At 68.0% G+C, this 18,494-nt stretch carries 22 protein-coding genes; 16 read left to right on the plus strand and 6 right to left on the minus strand.

Annotated elements, in window-relative coordinates:
* The 8 genes from VGB60_RS13085 to VGB60_RS13120 form a co-directional block, all read left to right on the plus strand.
* Positions 1-682, plus strand: a 682-nt coding sequence (locus VGB60_RS13085; protein ID WP_331038687.1) for a RelA/SpoT AH/RIS domain-containing protein, incomplete at its 5' end; no start/stop codon positions are given.
* Between the two features lie 43 nt (positions 683-725).
* Entirely contained in the window at positions 726-1,316 is a 591-nt protein-coding gene (gene pyrE, locus VGB60_RS13090; protein ID WP_331038688.1) for an orotate phosphoribosyltransferase, read from the plus strand.
* Positions 1,317-1,320: 4 nt separating this feature from the next.
* A complete protein-coding gene (locus VGB60_RS13095) occupies positions 1,321-2,058 on the plus strand; it encodes a pyridoxine 5'-phosphate synthase (protein WP_331038689.1) in 738 nt (245 codons plus the stop codon).
* A complete protein-coding gene (acpS, locus tag VGB60_RS13100) occupies positions 2,055-2,456 on the plus strand; it encodes a holo-ACP synthase (RefSeq protein ID WP_331038690.1) in 402 nt (133 codons plus the stop codon). Before VGB60_RS13095 ends, acpS begins: the two co-directional genes overlap by 4 nt.
* 58 nt (positions 2,457-2,514) lie before the next feature.
* Positions 2,515-3,378 (plus strand): signal peptidase I, encoded by an 864-nt coding sequence (gene lepB / locus VGB60_RS13105; protein WP_331038691.1) that lies wholly within the window; start codon positions 2,515-2,517, stop codon positions 3,376-3,378.
* Positions 3,378-4,094, plus strand: a complete 717-nt coding sequence (gene rnc / locus VGB60_RS13110; RefSeq protein WP_331038692.1) for a ribonuclease III — start codon at positions 3,378-3,380, stop codon at positions 4,092-4,094. Before lepB ends, rnc begins: the two co-directional genes overlap by 1 nt.
* Positions 4,091-5,038, plus strand: coding sequence for a GTPase Era (gene era / locus VGB60_RS13115; RefSeq protein WP_331038693.1), 948 nt, complete (start codon positions 4,091-4,093; stop codon positions 5,036-5,038). The genes rnc and era overlap by 4 nt, the downstream gene beginning before the upstream one ends.
* Positions 5,039-5,046: 8 nt before the next feature.
* Positions 5,047-6,282 carry a serine hydrolase domain-containing protein gene (locus tag VGB60_RS13120; protein ID WP_331038694.1) on the plus strand — a complete coding sequence of 412 codons (1,236 nt, stop codon included), beginning with the start codon at positions 5,047-5,049 and terminating at the stop codon, positions 6,280-6,282.
* Here VGB60_RS13120 and VGB60_RS13125 read toward each other — a convergent pair.
* The 5 genes from VGB60_RS13125 to VGB60_RS13145 are packed head-to-tail and all read right to left on the minus strand — an operon-like array spanning position 6,279 to position 8,818.
* Positions 6,279-6,938, minus strand: coding sequence for a dihydrofolate reductase family protein (locus VGB60_RS13125; protein WP_331038695.1), 660 nt, complete (start codon positions 6,936-6,938; stop codon positions 6,279-6,281). The genes VGB60_RS13120 and VGB60_RS13125 overlap by 4 nt on opposite strands.
* A 55-nt stretch (positions 6,939-6,993) precedes the next feature.
* Positions 6,994-7,434, minus strand: a complete 441-nt coding sequence (locus VGB60_RS13130) for a VOC family protein (RefSeq protein ID WP_331038696.1) — start codon at positions 7,432-7,434, stop codon at positions 6,994-6,996.
* A 29-nt stretch (positions 7,435-7,463) separates the two neighbouring features.
* Complete coding sequence (locus VGB60_RS13135) at positions 7,464-7,958, minus strand: SRPBCC domain-containing protein (RefSeq protein WP_331038697.1); 495 nt, start codon at positions 7,956-7,958, stop codon at positions 7,464-7,466.
* A 1-nt stretch (position 7,959) separates the two neighbouring features.
* Positions 7,960-8,487: an SRPBCC family protein gene (locus tag VGB60_RS13140; protein WP_331038698.1), complete on the minus strand. Its 528-nt coding sequence runs from the start codon at positions 8,485-8,487 to the stop codon at positions 7,960-7,962.
* The gene (locus VGB60_RS13145) at positions 8,471-8,818 is read right to left on the minus strand and encodes a metalloregulator ArsR/SmtB family transcription factor (RefSeq protein ID WP_331038699.1); all 348 of its coding nucleotides are present in this window, start codon (positions 8,816-8,818) and stop codon (positions 8,471-8,473) included. Before VGB60_RS13145 ends, VGB60_RS13140 begins: the two co-directional genes overlap by 17 nt.
* 130 nt (positions 8,819-8,948) lie before the next feature.
* Here VGB60_RS13145 and VGB60_RS13150 point away from each other — a divergent pair, with 130 nt between their 5' ends.
* The 8 genes from VGB60_RS13150 to VGB60_RS13185 all read left to right on the plus strand — a co-directional run bounded on the left by VGB60_RS13150 (position 8,949) and on the right by VGB60_RS13185 (position 17,958).
* Complete coding sequence (locus VGB60_RS13150; RefSeq protein WP_331038700.1) at positions 8,949-9,560, plus strand: flavodoxin family protein; 612 nt, start codon at positions 8,949-8,951, stop codon at positions 9,558-9,560.
* Positions 9,561-9,637: 77 nt separating this feature from the next.
* On the plus strand, positions 9,638-10,099 hold the full coding sequence (locus tag VGB60_RS13155; protein ID WP_331038701.1) for a nuclear transport factor 2 family protein: 462 nt from the start codon (positions 9,638-9,640) through the stop codon (positions 10,097-10,099).
* Positions 10,100-10,153: 54 nt separating this feature from the next.
* Positions 10,154-10,885 carry a DNA repair protein RecO gene (recO, locus tag VGB60_RS13160; RefSeq protein ID WP_331038702.1) on the plus strand — a complete coding sequence of 244 codons (732 nt, stop codon included), beginning with the start codon at positions 10,154-10,156 and terminating at the stop codon, positions 10,883-10,885.
* 43 nt (positions 10,886-10,928) lie between these two features.
* Positions 10,929-12,587, plus strand: coding sequence for a M20/M25/M40 family metallo-hydrolase (locus VGB60_RS13165; RefSeq protein WP_331038703.1), 1,659 nt, complete (start codon positions 10,929-10,931; stop codon positions 12,585-12,587).
* Between the two features lie 59 nt (positions 12,588-12,646).
* On the plus strand, positions 12,647-14,848 hold the full coding sequence (parC, locus tag VGB60_RS13170) for a DNA topoisomerase IV subunit A (RefSeq protein WP_331038704.1): 2,202 nt from the start codon (positions 12,647-12,649) through the stop codon (positions 14,846-14,848).
* A gap of 198 nt (positions 14,849-15,046) precedes the next feature.
* Positions 15,047-16,003 (plus strand): TonB-dependent receptor domain-containing protein, encoded by a 957-nt coding sequence (locus VGB60_RS13175; RefSeq protein ID WP_331038705.1) that lies wholly within the window; start codon positions 15,047-15,049, stop codon positions 16,001-16,003.
* A 335-nt stretch (positions 16,004-16,338) separates the two neighbouring features.
* Positions 16,339-16,917: a LemA family protein gene (locus VGB60_RS13180; protein ID WP_331038706.1), complete on the plus strand. Its 579-nt coding sequence runs from the start codon at positions 16,339-16,341 to the stop codon at positions 16,915-16,917.
* A gap of 12 nt (positions 16,918-16,929) precedes the next feature.
* A complete protein-coding gene (locus VGB60_RS13185; RefSeq protein WP_331038707.1) occupies positions 16,930-17,958 on the plus strand; it encodes a M48 family metallopeptidase in 1,029 nt (342 codons plus the stop codon).
* On the opposite strand, the gene VGB60_RS13190 is transcribed toward VGB60_RS13185, so the two are convergent.
* A partial coding sequence (locus VGB60_RS13190; RefSeq protein ID WP_331038708.1) for an arginyltransferase occupies positions 17,928-18,494 on the minus strand: 567 nt, incomplete at its 5' end. The two genes, VGB60_RS13185 and VGB60_RS13190, sit on opposite strands and share 31 nt — an antisense overlap.

Here is an 18,494-nt window from a genome sequence, read left to right on the forward strand (position 1 = left end):
CCGCGCGACGCTGGAGCAGACGCTGTCGCGCGCCGGCAAGGCCTTGGCAGAGGTGTCGCTGAAGGCGGCGCTCGAGACGCTGTCGTTCGGCGGTGAAGACGATCTGTACGAAGCCATCGGCCGCGGCCGTCTGTCGGCGGCCAAGGTGGGCGAGACCCTCTTCCCGGCGCTGAAGGGGCGGCTGAAGGCCGGGCCGGATCGCAAGCGGATCGGCGACGAACAGGCGCGGCTGTTTGTACGAGGCGGCGGCTTGACCCCCGGCGTCAGCGTCCATTTCGGCCACTGCTGCTCGCCCGTGCCGGGCGACCGGATCGTGGGCATCCTCGAACCGGAGGCCGGGCTGACGGTTCACACCATCGACTGCCAGAAGCTGGCCGAGTTCGCCGACGACGATTCGGTTTGGCAGGACCTGCAATGGACGCCGCAGGCGGAGCAGGGGGCGGTCGCGGCGGCGCGCGTGCGGGCCACGATCAAGAACGCCCCCGGCGTGCTGGGGCAGGTGGCGACCATCATCGGCGAGGCCGGCGGAAACATCCTGAACCTGGTCATGAGCCACCGGCAGCAGGACTTCTTCGACGTCGACATCGACATGGAGGTCGAGGACGCCAAGCACGCCACGGCCATCATGGCGGCGCTGCGGACCAATCCGTCTGTCGATACCGTCGAGCGCGCCCGCGGCTAGGCGGCGCCTTCTCCCATCGCGGGAGACGGGATATGAGCGGCGCATGACCTCAGACGACGTCCTGAACGAGTTCCGCGGCGTGGGCGCCCTGCGCGAGGGACATTTCGTCCTGTCCTCGGGCCTGCACAGCCCGGTCTTCCTGCAGAAGAACCTGGTGTTCATGGACGCCGAGCGCTGTGCGCGGCTGTGCAAGGCGCTGGCGCAAAAGATCACCGCCGCCGTCGGTCCAGTGGACGTGGCGATTTCGCCGGCGGTCGGCGGCATCATACCCGGCTACGAGACCGCCCGCTGGCTCGGCGTGCCTTCCATGTACGTGGAGCGCGAGGGGGGCGCGTTCAAGCTTCGCCGGGGCTTCCACGTCGAGCCCGGGCAGCGGGTGGTGATGGTGGAGGACATCGTCACGACCGGTCTGAGCTCGCGTGAGTGCATCGCCGCGATCGAGGCGACGGGCGGGACGGTGGTCGCCGCGGCCTGCATCGTCGACCGCTCGGGCGGTCGGGCGGATGTCGGCGTTCCCCTGGTGGCGCTGGCGACGCTGGACGTGCCGGCCTATGCGGCGGACGCCCTGCCGCCGGAGCTTGCGGCGCTGCCGGTCGAGGATCCGGGCAGCCGCCGGCTCGCGAGCAAGGGGTAGGGCGATGGTCACGCCGGTCAGACTGGGCGTCAATATCGACCATGTCGCCACCGTTCGGAACGCGCGCGGCGGGGTTCATCCGGACCCGGTGCGGGCGGCGCGGGAAGCTCTGGCCGCCGGAGCCGACGGGATCACCGCTCACCTGCGCGAGGACCGGCGCCACATCACCGACCGCGACATCGAGGCCCTGAGCGCCCTTTGCGCCGAAGCCGGGCGGCCGCTGAACCTTGAGATGGCCGTGACCGACGAGATGCTGGACATCGCCCTGCGGCACCGTCCGCACGCCGCCTGTCTGGTGCCTGAGCGGCGCGAGGAGGTGACGACCGAGGGGGGGCTGGCCGTCGCCGGTCACGAGGCCCGCATCGAGCCGGTCGTGCGCCGCCTGGCTGCTGCAGGCATGCGGGTGTCGCTGTTCGTCGAACCCAGCGCTGACCAGATCGCAGCCGCGCACGCCGTGGGGGCCCAGGTCGTCGAGCTTCATACTGGCCGCTACTGCCATCTGGGCGGCGACGACCGCACGGTCGAGTTCGCCCGACTGGAGTCCGCCGCAGCCCAGGCCGCCGACCTTGGCCTGGAGGTCCACGCCGGTCACGGGCTCGACTACGTCACCGCCGCGCACATGCTGGCGATCCCCGAGGTCCGCGAACTGAACATCGGGCACTTCCTGATCGGGGAGGCGGTGTTCGTCGGGCTGACAACCGCCATTCACCGCATGCGGGCGGCGATGGAGGCGGCGACGTGATCATCGGCGTGGGCGCCGACCTCTGCGACATCCGCCGCATTCAGAGCTCGCTCGACCGCTTCGGCGAACGGTTCAAGGCGCGCTGCTTCACCGACCTCGAGCGCGCCCGCTCAGACCGTAAGCCGGACCCGGCCTGGAGCTACGCAAAGCGCTTCGCAGCCAAGGAGGCCTGTGCAAAGGCGCTGGGCACCGGCATGCGGGCGGACGTCTACTGGCGCGACATGGGCGTGGTGAACCAGCGATCCGGCCGGCCGACGCTTGTGTTGACTGGGCACGCCGCCGAGCATCTGGAGCGTCTCATGCCCGAAGGGCACGCGCCGAACATCCACCTGACCCTGAGCGATGAGCATCCGTACGCCCTCGCCTTCGTCGTGATCGAAGCCTTGCCGAGGTCTTGATCACGTTATACCGCTGGCGCAGCAAGACCGCGGCCAGCGGCGGGGAACCGAAACCGACATGAGCGACGACCACAAGCCGCACGACTCCGCGCCCGCAGACACCCGCCGCGACGCGCCGTTCAAGGATGTGAAGTCCACGCCGGTCTACGGCGCCGACGGTCCCAAGGGGCGGCGCACGAAGAGCAAGGACGGCGGCGGCAACGAGACCCTGGAGTTCGTGAAGACGATCGTTTTCGCGCTGCTGATCGCCTTCGTCCTGCGCGTCGTCCTGTTCCAGCCCTTCACCATCCCGTCCGCCTCGATGGAGCCCAACCTGTACGAGGGCGACTACATCGTCGTCTCGAAGTGGAGCTACGGCTATTCGAAACACTCGATCCCGTTCAGCCCCCCGCTGTTCGAGGGCCGTATCATGGCCAAGGAGCCGAAGCGCGGCGACGTGGTCGTGTTCAAGCTGCCGCGCGATAACAACACCGACTACATCAAGCGTCTGATCGGTCTGCCGGGCGACCGGGTCCAGATGATCAACAACGTGCTGCACATCAACGGAGCGCCCGTCCGCGATGTCGTGGTCAGCCGCGGGGACGCGGCCAACATGTTCGGCATGCCGGTCGTGAAGATGCGCGAGACCCTTCCGGGCGGGAAGACGATCACGGTTCAGGACTTCGGCCCTGGCAACGATCTGGACGACACGCCCGTGTTCGAGGTGCCGGCCGGCCACTATTTCATGATGGGCGACAACCGCGACAACTCGATCGACAGCCGCGTCGATGAATCCCAGGGCGTCGGCCTCGTCCCCTCCGAGAACCTGATCGGCAAGGCCGAGATCATCCTGTTCTCCTGGCAACCCGGCGCCTCGCTGTGGAACCCGGTCAGCTGGTTCCAGAAGATCCGTCCGAGCCGGTTCTTCACCGTCCTCGACTGATGGCGGACCGGCGGGCCGAGGCTGTTCGCGCGCTGTCGCGTCGGCTCGGTCACGAGTTTCGCGAGCCCGCCCTGCTGGAACTGGCCCTGACCCACGCCAGCGTGGGGGAGGGGGCCGAGCGCGACGCGCGCGGCCGGCCCTTCGCCGACAACCAGCGGCTGGAGTTCCTCGGCGACCGGGTGCTAGGCCTGCTGACCGCCGACCGGCTCATGCGCGACTTCCCCGAGGCCGATGAGGGCGACATGTCCGCCCGCCTGCACGCGCTGGTCGACAAGGCGGCCTGCGCCCGCGCGGCGGAGACCCTCGGCGTTGGCGAAGCGCTGCGCCTTTCGCCCGGAGAGGCCAAACAGGGCGGCCGCAGGCGGGAGGGCGTTCTCGGCGACGCCATGGAGGCCCTGCTGGCCGCGGTCTGGCTGGACGGCGGCTATGACGCCGCCCGCACCGTGTTCGAGAAGGCCTGGGCGGAGGAGCTGGCGGCGCCGCCGCGCAAGGCGCTCAGCAACCCGAAATCGGCGCTGCAGGAGTGGGCGCTGGGCCAAGGCAAGGCGCTCCCGACCTACCGCATCGTCGACCGCAAGGGCTCGGATCACGCGCCGACGTTCAGCGTTGAAGTGACCGTGGCCGGATATCCGCCCTTGACCGCACAAGGCCGTTCGCGTCAGGACGCGGAGAAGGCGGCCGCGATCGGCCTGCTGCAGCGTGAAGGCGTGATTTGACCGAAGCACAAAACCAGCGGGCCGGCTTCGCCGCCATCATCGGCGCGCCCAATGCGGGCAAGTCGACGCTGGTCAATCGCCTGACCGGGACCAAGGTCTCGATCGTCACGCAGAAGGTCCAGACCACGCGCTTCCCGGTGCGCGGGATCGCCATGGAGGACGACTCCCAGATCGTGCTGGTCGACACGCCCGGAATCTTCACGCCGCGCCGGCGGCTGGATCGCGCCATGGTCGCCTCGGCCTGGGGAGGGGCCGACGACGCCGACGTGGTGGTGCACCTGATCGACGCCGCCTCCCACATCGCCGCCGAGGGCAAGGAAGGCCAGGCCGCCGATCGTCGTTCGGCCGAGGACACGGAGACGATCATCGCCGCCCTGAAGGCGGCGGGAAAGCAGGTCATCCTTGCGCTGAACAAGATCGACGGGATGCGCCGCGACACCCTGTTGGCCCTCTCTCAGGCCATGTTCGATACGGGGGTCTACTCCGAGGTCTATATGATCTCGGCCCTTAGCGGAGACGGCGTCGACGATCTGAAGCAGCGGCTGGCCCGCGCCATGCCGAACGGGCCGTGGCTATACCCTGAAGACCAGTCCGCGGATGTGCCGATGCGAGTGCTGGCGGCCGAGATCACCCGCGAGAAGGTCTATCTGCGGGTCCACGAGGAGCTGCCCTATTCGGCGGCGGTGGAAACCACGGCCTTCGAGGACCGGCCGGACGGGTCCGCGCGGATCGAGCAGACCATCTATGTCGAGCGCGAGAGCCAGCGGCCGATCGTGCTCGGCAAGGGCGGTCAGACGCTGAAATGGATCGGCCAGAAGTCGCGTGAAGAACTCACCGAACTGCTCGACCGGCAGGTCCACCTGTTCCTGACCGTCAAGGTCGATCCGAAGTGGCAGGACTCCCGCGCGCTCTACGCCCAGTTCGGGCTGGACTTCGACGTCTAGCGGCAGCGGTGTTCCACGTTCCCAGACATTCCGGCGGCCATCCGCGGCTGACCATCGTGGTCCTCGTCACGGTGCTGCTCGTCGCCGTCGCGGGGCTGATCGGCTGGATCAGCGTCCGACCGTCCGCCGCCGCGCCCGAGGCGGAGGCGGCGGCCCCGCGTCCGCCTGTCGAGGTGGTCGAGACCCTGCCGATGCTGAAGGAACAGCTGGACCGCTGGGGCGCCTCCGGCCAGTTCACCGGCGGCGTCCTGGTGGCCCGCGGCGACGAGGTTCTGTTCCGACAGGTCCATGGCTACGCCGACCGTGCGACCGGCGCGACGCTGCAGCTGAACTCCCGCTTCCGGCTAGCCTCGGTCAGCAAGCAGTTCACGGCGGTGGCCATCATGAAGCTGCAGGACGACGGCGTGCTGTCGGTCGACGATCCCCTGTGCAAATGGATCCAGCCATGCCCCGCCGCCTGGGAGCCGATCCGGCTGCATCACCTGCTGTCGCATTCCTCGGGCGTGCCCGATCTGATGGCGCGGCCGGCTTGGGGCGTCCGCCGCGTGACCCCGGCGACACCTGCTGAACTTACAGAAGATTCAAAGAAGTACGGGCTTCAGTTCCCGCCGGGAACAAAGGTCCGGTACAACAACGCGGGCTACAACCTGCTCGGCGCGGTCGTCGAGGCGGCGACGGAGCTGACGCTGCAGGACTATCTGCGGCAGGCGTTCTTCGATCCGCTCGGCATGAACGACACCGGCTACGACGACGGCGCCTCAGACGTCGTGATGGGCTACGCCAACCTGACCCGCGGCGCGCCCTCGCCTCAGCCCGACGCCAACGTCAGCATCATCTTCGCCGCGGGGGCGCTGTACTCGACGCTGGACGACCTGCTGGTCTGGGAACGGGCCCTGCACGGCGGAAAGATCCTGAGCGAGCGCAGCTACGGCATGATGATCGCCGACCACGCCCCGGCCGATACGCCCTCCGAACGCGGGCGGCCCCGACGGGACTGGGGTTTCGGCCTGTTCTCGAACAGCCTCGGGCGGCAGGTCGATCCGCCGTTCGAGGACCGCCAGATCTATCACACCGGCAGCTGGTCGGGCTTTCGCAACATGATGACCCACCAGCCGGACGCGGACGTGACGGTCATCGTCCTGTCCAACAACTATCACCAGCGCGAGCAGGTGTTCCTGCTGTCGCAGCAGGGGATGGCCGAAGCGCTGGGACGACCCTTCCCGACGACGATGCTGCGGCGCTAGACGTCACCGGCCCAGCGTTCGCGCCGCCGGAGTTCGGCCTTGCTGGGATCACCGTTGGCGAACGAGCCGACGGGCACCTCGCCCCCGAGCCGATAGGTGGCCACGACAACGCCGGTGGACGACACGTCGCTGCTCTCCACCGTCCAGGCGTGAGGCCGGGAGCCCTGGTCGAACAGCCGTCGCCCCGTGCCCAGCACAACCGGGAAGGTGAGGATCGTCAGCTGGTCGATAAGGTCATGGGCCAGCAGGGCGTGGATCAGCTCGCTGGACCCCTGGATCAGCAGGTCGCGGCCTTCGGTCTCCTTCAGCCGCCGGACCGCCTCGATCACGTCGCCCTCCAGTCGGTGGCTGTGAGCCCAGTCGAGCGGAGTCTCCGCGCCGGCCGCGACGTACTTGTTCACCGCGTTGAAGGTGCGGCCGATCTCGTCGTCCTGATGCGGCCAGAAGGCGGCGAAGATCTCATAGGTGCAGCGGCCGAGCAGCAGGTCGTAGTCCTCGCCCATGGCCCGATCCATCAGTTGGCCGAGCTTTTCGTCCCAGAAGGTGAAGGTCCAGCCGCCGAAGCGGAACCCGCCCCGCGGGTCTTCCGTCGGCCCGCCGGGCGCCTGCATGACTCCGTCCATCGAAACGAAGGTGGCGGTTCTTATCGTGCGCATGTCACGTCTCCAAAGGGAGGCGAGGGGACGCGGCGGCGCGCCCCCTCCTTGAGCGTCAAGCCTTGGGCGTCCAGCCTTCGCCGGGGATGGTGTTGACCATCCATGGCACGCCGAACCGGTCCACCAGCCCGCCGTACCCGGGCGACCAAAAGGTCTCGCCGAAGGGCATGGTGACCTTGCCGCCCTCCAACAAGGCATCGAACCAGCGGCGGGCCTCCGCCGGGTCCTGACTGTGAAGGCTGACATCGAAGCCGTTCTTCGGCTTGTCGATGTTCGGGGCCCACTCGACGTCCATGTCGGCGCCCATCAGCGACTGGTCGCCAATGTCCATCCAGCAGTGCATCAGCCAGTCCTTGTAGTGCGGCGGCACGGGCATGTCTGGCGGTCCGTCGCCATAGGGCATGGCGGCGGTGATCTTGCCGCCGAGAACCTTGGCGTAGAACTCGAACGCCTCGCGGCACTGGCCGCGGAAGCTGAGGCTGGTGACGATCTTCATGGTCGGCTCCTCTCGTGAAATGTGTCGCGTCAGCCGGGGTTGGCGGCGAGCCAGGCTTCCAGCCGGTCCAGGGTGGAGTTCCAGCCGTACTCGTGGCCCGTCCGGCTTCGCTCGGACTTCAGGCCCTCGTGGGTGAAGTCCATGCGAGTGCGCCCGTCGGTCGTCTCGTGCAGTTCGACGGTGACCAGGGTGTCGGCGGGCGGGCCGTCCTCGTGGCTCTCGTCCCAGCGGAAGGTGAAGACCAGCCGCGACGGCTCCACGACCTCGCGGTAGTGCCCGCCCTGCCACAGGTCCTCGCCCGTCTCGACGGATCGGAGACAGGCCCGCCACTCGCCGGCGACGCGCAGATCGTTGCTCCCGCAGACCATCGGCCACTCGACCGGACCCATCCAGTTGACGCGCATCTCGGGCCGGGTCCATGCGGCCCACACCAGAGCTCGCGGCGCCGCGAATGTTCGCGTCATGTGCAGTCGGTGCGGCAGCAGCGGCGGCAGGTCCGGCAGGGCGATCTCGGCCAACGACATGTCAGAGCGTCTTCAGCAGGGCGTTCAACTGGTCGGCGACCGTGCCCCAGCCGTCCTGGAAGCCCATGGCCTCGTGCTGCTTCATCGTCGCCTCGTTCCAGTGCCGGGCGGTGGCGACGTAGCGGGTCCTCCCGTCCGGCAAGGGCGTCAGCGCGACCTCGGCGGACATGAAGGGCAGGCCGGCCGGCAACCAGCCCTTCACGAAGGCGTCGGTGGTGATCCAGCGGCGCTTCGGCTCGACCAGCAGGAAGACGCCGTCGTTCGGCATCACCTCGCCGTTCGGCCCATGCATGGTGAAGGCGAAGCGGCCGCCGACCTCGGGTTCGATCACGGCATCGGTTATCGACCAAGGCTTGGGACAGAACCACTGCTGTAGGATTTCGGGCGTCGTCCAGGCCCGCCAGATGTTCTCCGGCGCGCCATCCAGCGTGCGCTCGAGCACCAGCTCATGACGGTGCGCGCCAGTGGCGACGCAGGGATCGGGCTCGCCGCCCGAAGGGCGATGAGAGGTTTCAGTTTCTTGGGCCACGGGGGTCTCCCTTCTGGATGTTCTTCAGGTAGGCGTCGAGGCGGTCGAAGCTCTTGTCCCAGTAGCGGCGGTAGTGTTCCAGCCACTCGGCGATGCCCTTGAGCGCCATCGGCTCGAGCCGGGCCGGGCGCCACTGGGCCTCTTTGCCGCGGCTGATCAGCCCGGCCTTCTCCAGCACCTTCAGATGCTTCGACACGGCCGGCAGGCTGATGTCGAAGGGCGCGGCGAGTTCGTTGACGCTGGCCTCGCCCTGCGTCAGCCGCGCCAGGATAGCCCGACGGGTCGGGTCGGCCAGGGCGGCGAACTGGGCGGAGAGGGGGTCGGATTCCATCGGGCGCTTCTTATGTAACCGTCCGGTTAAATGAACGACAGAGTGGTCGTTGTCAACCTCGCGGTTAAACGTGCCGGAACGAGGCCGCGGCGCAACCGTTCGGTCTGCCACCCGACACAAGGATCCGCCGATGCGCGCCGTCATCCTGAGCTGCACCCTGAAGACCTCCCCGGAGGCGTCGAGCACGGAGGCGCTCGCCAGGGTGATGACGGCCGAACTGGAGAAGGGTGGCGCGAGCACGGAGCTGATCCGGCTGGTGGACCTGAACATCAAGCCCGGCGTGAAGACCGATCAGGGCGAGGGGGACGACTGGCCGGCGGTGCACGACAAGATCGTCGACGCCGACATCCTAGTCGTCGCCACCCCGACTTGGCTGGGTCAGCAGTCCAGCGTCTGCATGCGGGCACTGGAGCGGATGGACGCCATGCTGTCCGAGACCGACCAGGACGGCCGAGGCGTGGCCATGAACAAGGTCGGGGGCGTGGTCGTCACCGGGAACGAGGACGGCGCCCACCACATCGTCGGCACGGTCTGTCAGGCCCTCATCGACATCGGCTTCACCGTGCCGGGGCAGAGCTGGACCTACTGGCACCTCGGACCGGGTCCGGGCCCGGACTATCTGGAGACGGACCGGGCCCACGACTACGCGGACCGGCTGGCCCGCAACGCCGCGCGCAACCTGCTGGCGGTCGCGAAGGCGCTGAAGCCGGGCGTGTTCCCGCCGCAGGAAACCGGAGACTAGCCGCAGCAGCGAGCCCCCCGCGACCGCCCTGGCTCTGGCGACTTGGTTATGCCGGCCGAAGGAGTAGGGTGCCGCACATGATCGGTTCCCTCCTTGCCCTCACCCTGCTGATCCAGACGCCCGGAACCGCCGAGGCGGAAGTCGCCGATGTTCTGGATCGCCTCAACGCCGCCTCGACGGCCGCCGACGGCGCGGCTTATTTCTCCCTGTTCACCCCTGACGCGCGGTTCGTCGGAACGGACGCGAGCGAGCATTGGCCATTGGCTGAGTTCCGCGCCTATGCCGAGCCGCACTTCGCGCGCGGCAACGGCTGGTCCTATCCGGCTGCCGAGCGGACGATCACGATCGCCCCGATCGAGTGCAGGTGCATCGCCTGGTTTGAGGAAAAGCTGACGAACGCCAACTACGGCCAGACCCGCGGCTCCGGCGTGCTGCGGCTCACGCCCGAGGGCTGGAGGATCGAGCAGTATGTGCTGAGCTTCGCAGTGCCCAACGAGAAGGCGGACGCCGTCGTGGCCGCTATCCGCGCCGCTGACTAGTCCGGCCGACGCGGAACATATCGCCAACACGCGCCCGACGGGCTAACGGAAGCGATGGATTTCACCGACGACGCCTTCGTCCTGTCCGCGCGGCCGCACGGCGACACGGGCGTGGTGGCGGAACTGCTGACCGAGAATCACGGACGCCGCGCCGCCTATGTCGCCGGCGGCGCGTCCCGCAAGATGAAGCCGTTCCTGCAGGCCGGAGCGAGGGTCTCAGCCGACTACCGCGCCCGGACCTCCGACCACCTTGGTTCGGCTCGGCTGGAGCCGATGGGTGAGGGGCCCAGCGCCTTGTTTGATGATCCCCTCGCTCTGGGCGGCCTCGCCGCCGCGGCGGCCGTGGCGCAGGGCGCGCTTCCGGAGCGGGAGCCGCACCCGGGGGCCTTCCTGGCCTTCGAGGCTTTGATGGGAGCCTTCGCCGTGCCGGACGTCTGGCCGGCGGTGTTCGTTCGGTTCGAGGCGGGACTGCTGGAGGACCTCGGCTTCGGCCTCGACCTGAGCCGCTGCGCGGTCTCCGGGGGCATGGACGAGCTGGTGTGGGTCAGCCCACGGACTGGCCGGGCCGTCTCGGCCACGGCGGGCGCGCCGTATGCCGACAAGCTGCTGACCCTGCCGCCGTTCATGCTTGGGGCGCAGGCGGGGCTGAGAGCGGGCGATGTTCGCGCAGGCTTCGACCTGACCGGCCATTTCCTCGAGCAGTTCGTCTTCCACCCCCTGAACCGGCCGCTGCCGTCGGCACGGGTTTGGATGCTGGACAAGCTGGCCGAAGCGGATCGCCTTTGATCGCCGGCCCTGCTAGCCATCGGCGACCATCGGAGGGGAATCCATGAAGCGTCTCGTCGTCTCCAGCCTCGCGCTGGCCCTGAGCCTGAGCCTCGGCGCCGCCGACCTAGCAGCGGCTCAATCGCCGGCGGCGATCGCCGACGCGGCCGCGGAAGCCCGTATCCGGGCCGATGTCGCCTTCCTGGCCGACGACGCGGTCGAGGGCCGGGAGGCAGGCGAGCGCGGCTATGATCTGGCCGCGCTCTACGTCCGCACGCGGATGGAGGCCATGGGCATGGTCCCAGGCGGCCCAGACGGATCGTGGCTGCAGCCGGTCACCGTCACCGCCACCCGCGTCGCCGAACAGGGCGCGACCGTGACCTTCACGCCGCGGCGCGGACAGCCGGTCGTCTGGACGCACGGCCGCGATCTCGCTGTCACGCCCGGACGGGACGCCGGCCATGTCGTGAAGTCCGCTCCTCTGGTGTTCGTCGGCTACGGCCTCGACGCCCCGGAGCTGGGCATGGATGACTATCGGGGCCTGGACGTGCGCGGGAAGATCGTGGTGGTCCTGTCGGGCACGCCGACCGGCATGACGGGCGAGAACGCCGCCTTCCTCGGCGACAGCAAGCGGCGCATGGCGGCGGCGCGCGGGGCGGTCGGCTTCATCACGATCGCCAAGTCGGACGCCGGGATGAACGCCTTCAGCAACGGCGTGGCCATGGCCGCGCGGCAGGCGTCAAGAAGCTGGGCCACGCCCGAAGCCGCCCCCTATGACGAAGCCGACGGCCTGGTGGTCGGTGGGTATCTTACCGGAGCCGCCGCCGACGCGCTGTTCGCGGGCGCACGCCGCTCCTACGCCCAGCTCCGGGCCGAGGCCGCCGCCCCCGACGCCCGCCCGCGCGGCTTCCGGCTGAACGGCACGGCTGCGTTCGACGTTCATACGACGCGCGAGGACATCCAGAGCGCCAACGTCATCGGCCTCATCTCCGGCTCCGATCCGACGGTGAGGGACGAGGTGGTGATGCTGACGGCCCACCTCGATCACCTCGGTCTGGAGGAGCAGGGGGACGACCGCGTAAACAACGGCGCGCTCGACAACGCCGGGGGCGTGTCGATCATGCTCGAAGCGGCGCGGTCGTTGATGGCCGACCGCCCGCGCCGCTCGGTCATGGTCGTGGCCCTGACCGCGGAAGAGATGGGCCTGCTGGGTTCGGAATACTTGGCGGAAAATCCGGTCGTCGCGGCGAACAGGGTCGTGGCCAACGTCAATCTCGACATGCCCATCCTGACCTACGCCTTCACCGATCTGGTGGCGTTCGGATCAGATCACTCGACGCTGGGACCCCTGGTGGATGCCGCCGCCCGCGCCGACGGGCTGACCCTGTCCCCCGATCCCATGCCGACCCAGGGCGTTTTCACCCGCTCCGACCACTATTCCTTCGTCAAGGCCGGGGTTCCATCGGTCATGCTGGCGACCGGCTACGCGAACGGCGGCGAGGCGGCGTGGGGGCAGTTCTTCCAGAACGGCTATCACCGCCCGGCGGACGACCTGCGGATGCCCTTCATGTGGGAGTCAGCGGTCCGGTTCGCCCGAGTGAACGGGGCGATCGCCCGCTCGATCGCGGACGCGCCGGAGCGGCCGCGCTGGTACGCGGGCGACGTCTTCGGGAACCAGTTCGCGCCGGATGCATCGAAGGCCCCGAGACCGTCCACGGAATAGGCGCGGCGCGGCCACGGCGAGGCTAGACTTCGGTCTTCCGTTCGCCGATTCGCTGGATCATGACCGTTCACACCCCGACGCCCGAAGGCGGACGCATCGTCGACGAGCCGATGAGCGAGGCGCTGTCGCGCCGCTATCTCGCCTACGCCCTGTCGACCATCACGAACCGGGCCCTGCCGGACGTGCGCGACGGCTTCAAGCCGGTGCATCGGCGCATCATGTACGCCATGCACCAGATGCGGCTGAACCCGCAGGCCGCGGCCCGCAAATGCGCCAAGGTCGTCGGCGAGGTCATGGGCGGCTATCACCCGCACGGCGACGCCTCGATCTATGACGCCCTGGTGCGGCTGGCGCAGGACTTTTCCCAGCGCTATCCGCTGGTCGACGGCCAAGGCAACTTCGGCAACATCGACGGCGATAACGCCGCCGCCATGCGCTACACCGAGTGCAAGCTGACCGCCGCCGCCGTCCTGCTGATGGACGGCATCGACCAGGACTCGGTGGACTTCAAGGCCACCTATGACGACCAGGACGAAGAGCCGGTCGTCCTGCCCGCCGGTTTCCCCAATCTGCTGGCCAACGGCTCGTCGGGCATCGCGGTCGGCATGGCCACCTCGATCCCGCCGCACAATGTCGGCGAACTGATCGCCGCCTGCCATCTGCTGCTGGACCGGCCGGACGCCACGACGCAAGAGCTGGCGACCATCGTCCCGGGCCCGGACTTCCCGACCGGCGGCGTCGCGGTTGAGGGCCACGCCTCCATCCTCGACGCCTATGAGACTGGACGGGGAGGGGTGCGCCTGCGCGCCCGCTGGGAGACCGAGGATCTGGGCCGCGGCGTCTGGCGCATCATCGTCACCGAGATGCCGTACCAGGTGCAGAAGTCGAAGCTGATCGCCGACCTCGCCGACCTGATCGAACACAAGAAGGCGCCCCTGCTGGGCGATGTCCGGGACGAGTCGGCCGAGGACATCCGGCTGGTGCTGGAGCCCAAGTCGCGCACTGTGGAACCCGAGGTGCTGATGGAGAGCCTGTTCAAGCTCTCGGACCTCGAGATCCGCTTCCCCATCAACATGAATGTGCTGGACGCCACCGGCACGCCGCGCGTCATGGGGCTGAAAGCCTGTCTACAGGCCTTCCTCGATCACCGGCGCGAGGTGCTGGTGCGCCGGGCGGCATGGCGGATCGAGCGCATCGAGAAGCGGCTGCACCTGCTCGAAGGGCTGCGGATCGTCTTCCTCAACCTCGACGAGGTCATTCGCATCGTCCGCGAGGAGGAGCATCCCAAGGCGGTGCTGATCGCCCGGTTTGGTCTGTCGGAGCTCCAGGCCGACTTCATCCTCGACACCCGACTGCGCCAGCTGGCGCGGATCGAGGAGATGACGATCGAGAACGAATACAAGGCGCTGGCCGACGAACTTGCCGCCCTGCAATCGCTGTCGTCGTCGCCGGCCAAACAGTGGAAACAGATCGGCAAGGACCTGGAGGGCGTGCGCAAGGCGCTGGTCTCGCCCCGACGCACCACCATCGCCGAGGCCGTCTCCGCCTCGGCCTTCGTCTCGGTCGAGGCCTTTATTCCGCGTGAGGCGATCACCGTCATCCTGTCAGAGCGCGGCTGGATCCGCGCCGCCAGGGGCAAGGTCGAGGACCCGTCGGAGCTGAAGTTCAAGGAGGGCGACAGCCTCGCCTTCCTCGTGCCCGGCTATACGACCGACAAGCTGCTGGTGGCGGCCTCGGACGGCCGCATCTTCACCGTCGGCGCCGACAAGCTGGCGTCCGGGCGCGGCCACGGCGAGCCACTGCGCCTGATGATCGACCTCGACGAGAAGGCCGAGATCGTGAACCTGCTGATGCATCAGCCGGGTGGCAGGCTGCTGATCGCCTCCAGGGCCGGCTACGGCTTCATCGCCCCCGAGGACGAATTGCTGGCCCAGAAGCGGGGCGGCAAACAGGTGCTCAACGGCGAAATGCGCGCGGCCCTGCGGGTCACCGGCGACCACGTCGCCGCGATCGGGGACAACATCAAGGCCCTGATCTTCCCCGTCGCCGAGCTGCCGGAGATGGGCCGCGGCAAGGGCGTCAAGCTGCAGTCCTACAAACAGGGCGGGCTCGCCGACGTCACCCTGTTCGACGGCGCGCATGGCCCCGAGTGGGTCGACGGCGGCGGACGGCGGCGGAACTGGCCGGATTGGAAAGACTGGCTGGGCAGACGGGCTGGAGCCGGACGGCAGGGGCCGCGGGGCCTGCGCAAGTTCCGCTAGTTTGACCTGATGCCATCCCGAGCGGCTCTTGCCCTAAAATTCGCGCTACCGGTTCCGAGTGCGGACGCTCACCTGCCCAGTCGCAAAGCCGCGCGATGCGGCAGCTGGGTTATTTACCCCATGCCAGAGCACTCCGTGGCGGACCGGCTGGACGATTACAATGACGGCTGAACGGCGCGACTAACCGATCGCCGATCCGTGTCAGCCGTCGCAGATTGGTCTTGGACCCAATCCGACGGCGCGCAGGGCCAACTGCACCGCCGCCGTAATCGCGAACGGCAACGCCACGGATCAGACCAGCGCTGCCGCATTCCTGAACGGCTTCACGCCAACCAATGCGGCCTTCACCGGGCTGATCTCCGGCACCCAGGATCTGATCCCGAGACGGGCGATTCCTTCACCTATGGATTCGTCGCCACGCCCCGGTTTCTGCCGAACCTGATCGTGGCGGCGGACTATCTCGAAATCACGGTGACGGGAGCCTTGGGGCCGCTGCTCGCCCAGCCGGCAGCCGAATTCTGCTACGACAGCGCCAGCTTCCCCGACAACTCGGCGGATATCGGCGTGAACAGCTGCGCTGGTATTCGCCGCGACGCCACGTTCAACTTCACCAACGGGTTTGAGCTGCCGTTCTTCAACCTCGGCGGGACGCGCGTCCGAGCCATCAGTTCCAACGTCAGTTATTCGACGGATCTGGCTGACCTGCTGAAGCTTGATGGCGATCTGGGTACGCTCGCGTTCCGTGCGAACATCTACCACCTTCTTGAATACACGGTCTCTGGAGACGACGAGTTCACGGCGCCGCAAGCGGCGGAGAATACGCTCGCAAACCCGACCTGGTCGACGCAGCTGACGGCGCTGTACAATATCGGCCGCTACAGCATGCGGTGGACCACGTCGATTCAGGACGACACCATCATCCTGAGCGCCGGCACGCCGATCACCTCCGAGGTCCAGCCGATCCGGCGCTTCGACGGCTACGCCCGCCACGACCTGTCGTTCGGGGTGGACCTTACCGACAACACCCACCTTCAGTTCGTGGTCGACAATGTGACGAACGAGAACGGCGTCGACGGCGTCAACGGCGTGCTAACCGGCAACTATATCGACAATGTCGGTCGCCGCTGGACTGCGTCGTTGCGCCACAAGTTCTAGCGTTCCGACGACCTGAGGCGGGTCAGACGACCCAGTCTGGCCCGCCTCGCTTCTCCGGCAGTTGTTATCGACCGTTCGGGGCCCAGCGCCTCAGCTCATGCTTCGCCTTGAGCGAACGTGGCGGATGGCGCCGTTGAGCCCATGGCGACAGATCCACGCGCTGCTCAGCGCCTCCCCAACCATCGCTCCCTCCGCGAACCGACGTCCATCGCGGCGTGGCGGGAGCACAGCGCGCCAGCGGCGTCCGGAGGTGACGCCGATTTCACTTCGCAGCGTGGCCGTATCGGGCGATAGTCCATTGGTGGCCGGAGGTCCGGCCGAGGTTGGAGATCGATATGCTGACCACCCTGATCGTCATCGTCGTCATCGTCGCCGTCGTCCTGTTCGTCATCGTGGGCGCCTACAACAAGCTGGTCGCGCTGGATCAGCGCGCGGACCAGTCGTTCGCCGACATCGACGTGCAGCTGAAGCAGCGGCAGGACCTCATCCCCAATCTGGTCGAGACGGTGAAGGGCTACGCCTCGCATGAGCGCGGGACGCTGGACGCCGTCACCCAGGCCCGCGCCGCCGCGGCAGGCGCCACCTCGGTCAACTACAAGGTTCAGGCCGAGAACCTGCTGACCGGCGCGCTCGGGCGACTGTTCGCCGTGGCCGAGGCCTATCCGGACCTGAAGGCCAACACCAACTATCTGGAGCTGCAGCGCGAGCTGTCGGACATCGAGAACAAGCTGGCCGCCGCGCGCCGCTTCTTCAACAGCGCCGTCGGCGAGTTCAACGCCGTGCGCCGCCAGTTCCCGACCGTCCTGTTCGCCGGCATGGTGGGCTTCGGCTCCGACAAGCCCTTCTTCGACGTAGGCGAGGGCGAGCGGGCCACGATGAACGCCGCGCCGCCCAAGGTCAGCTTCACGGCGTAAGGGACCGGATTGATGGGCGCCGTCGGGCTGCAGACCCACATCTGGGCCAACAACACCCGTTCGATCCTGCTGCTGGCCGCCTTTCCCGTGCTGATGATCGGCATCCTGTATGGGGTGCAGTTGATCCTGATGGGGATGGGGTTCCTGCCCGGCACGGGCCGGGGGCTGGGAGACGACATGGCCCTGGCCGCCAGTTGGCTGGGCGGCACCGTTCCCCTGGCCTTCGGCATTGCAGCCGTCTGGTTCGCGATCTCCTACTTCGGCAGCCAAGCCATGATCGACGTCATGACCGGGGCGCGGAAGGTTGAGAGACGGTCTGAGCCTGACCTCTACAACCTGCTGGAAAACCTCGCCATCTCGCGCGGCTTGAGGACCCCGGCGCTGCGGGTCATCGAAAGCGACAGCCTGAACGCCTTCGCCACCGGCCTGCACGAAGGCCAGTACAGCATCACCGTCACCCGCGGGCTGGTAAACACCCTGACCCGCGACGAACTCGAGGCCGTCCTGGGCCACGAGTTGACCCATGTCATCAACAAGGACGTGCGGACCATGGTGATCGCCTCGATCTTCGCGGGGATCATCAGCGTCATCGCGGAGCTGGTGTTCCGGGGCCTGATCTATTCGCGCGGCGGCGGGCGGCGAGACAACAAGAACGCGATGCCGCTGATCCTGATCGGGATGGCCTTCGCGGTGATCGGCTTCGTGCTCGCCATCGTCATCCGGATGATGCTGTCGCGGAGCCGTGAATATGTCGCGGACGCGGGGGCGGTCGAACTGACCAAGAACCCCGACGCCATGATCTCGGCCCTCCGCAAGGTGGAAGGGCGGTCCTCTCTGAAGGGGCCCGACGAGCTGCAACAGCTGTTCCTCGACAACCAACCGAACGGTGTGGGGCTGGAAGGCCTGTTCGCCAGCCATCCCCCGATCCAGAAGCGGATCGAGGCGCTGGTGAAGTTCGGCGGAGGACGTGATCCAGGGCCCTGGTTGGGCGAGGACGTTTTGGTCGATGACTACTCTACGTCCGTGCCCGCGGCCGGCTGAGGCAGCAACCGCCAGCCCAGCTTCGTCAGCTGCTCCATGGGCTGGAACTCGGCCTTGTAGTCCATCTTGCGCGAGCCCCGGACCCAGTAGCCCAGATAGACGAACGGCAGCTTGACCGCCGCGGCCTGACGCACATGGTCCAGGATGGCGAAGCGGCCGAGGCTGCGCGCCTCCATGGTCGGCTCGAAGAAGCTGTAGACCATCGACAGCCCGTCGCCGAGCAGGTCGGTCAGGCAGACGCCGACGAGGTCGCCGGGGCCGCCGTCGCTCGACGGCAGGCGGTATTCGATCAGATGGGTGCGGACCGCCGTGTCCTCGACCATGGCGACATAGTCGAGCCAGCTCATGGCGCTCATGCCGCCGCCGGGATGGCGATGGTTGAGGTAGCGACGCAACAGGTCGAACTGCTCGGTCGTGGCCTCGGCCTCCACCAGATCCCGCGAAAGATCGCCGTTCCGCTTCAGCACCCGCCGCTGGGACCGCGAGAAGACGAACTCTGGAACCGGCAGCCGCACCGAGACGCAGGCGTCGCAGGC

Source organism: Brevundimonas sp., from assembly GCF_036399195.1.
GTDB lineage: Bacteria > Pseudomonadota > Alphaproteobacteria > Caulobacterales > Caulobacteraceae > Brevundimonas.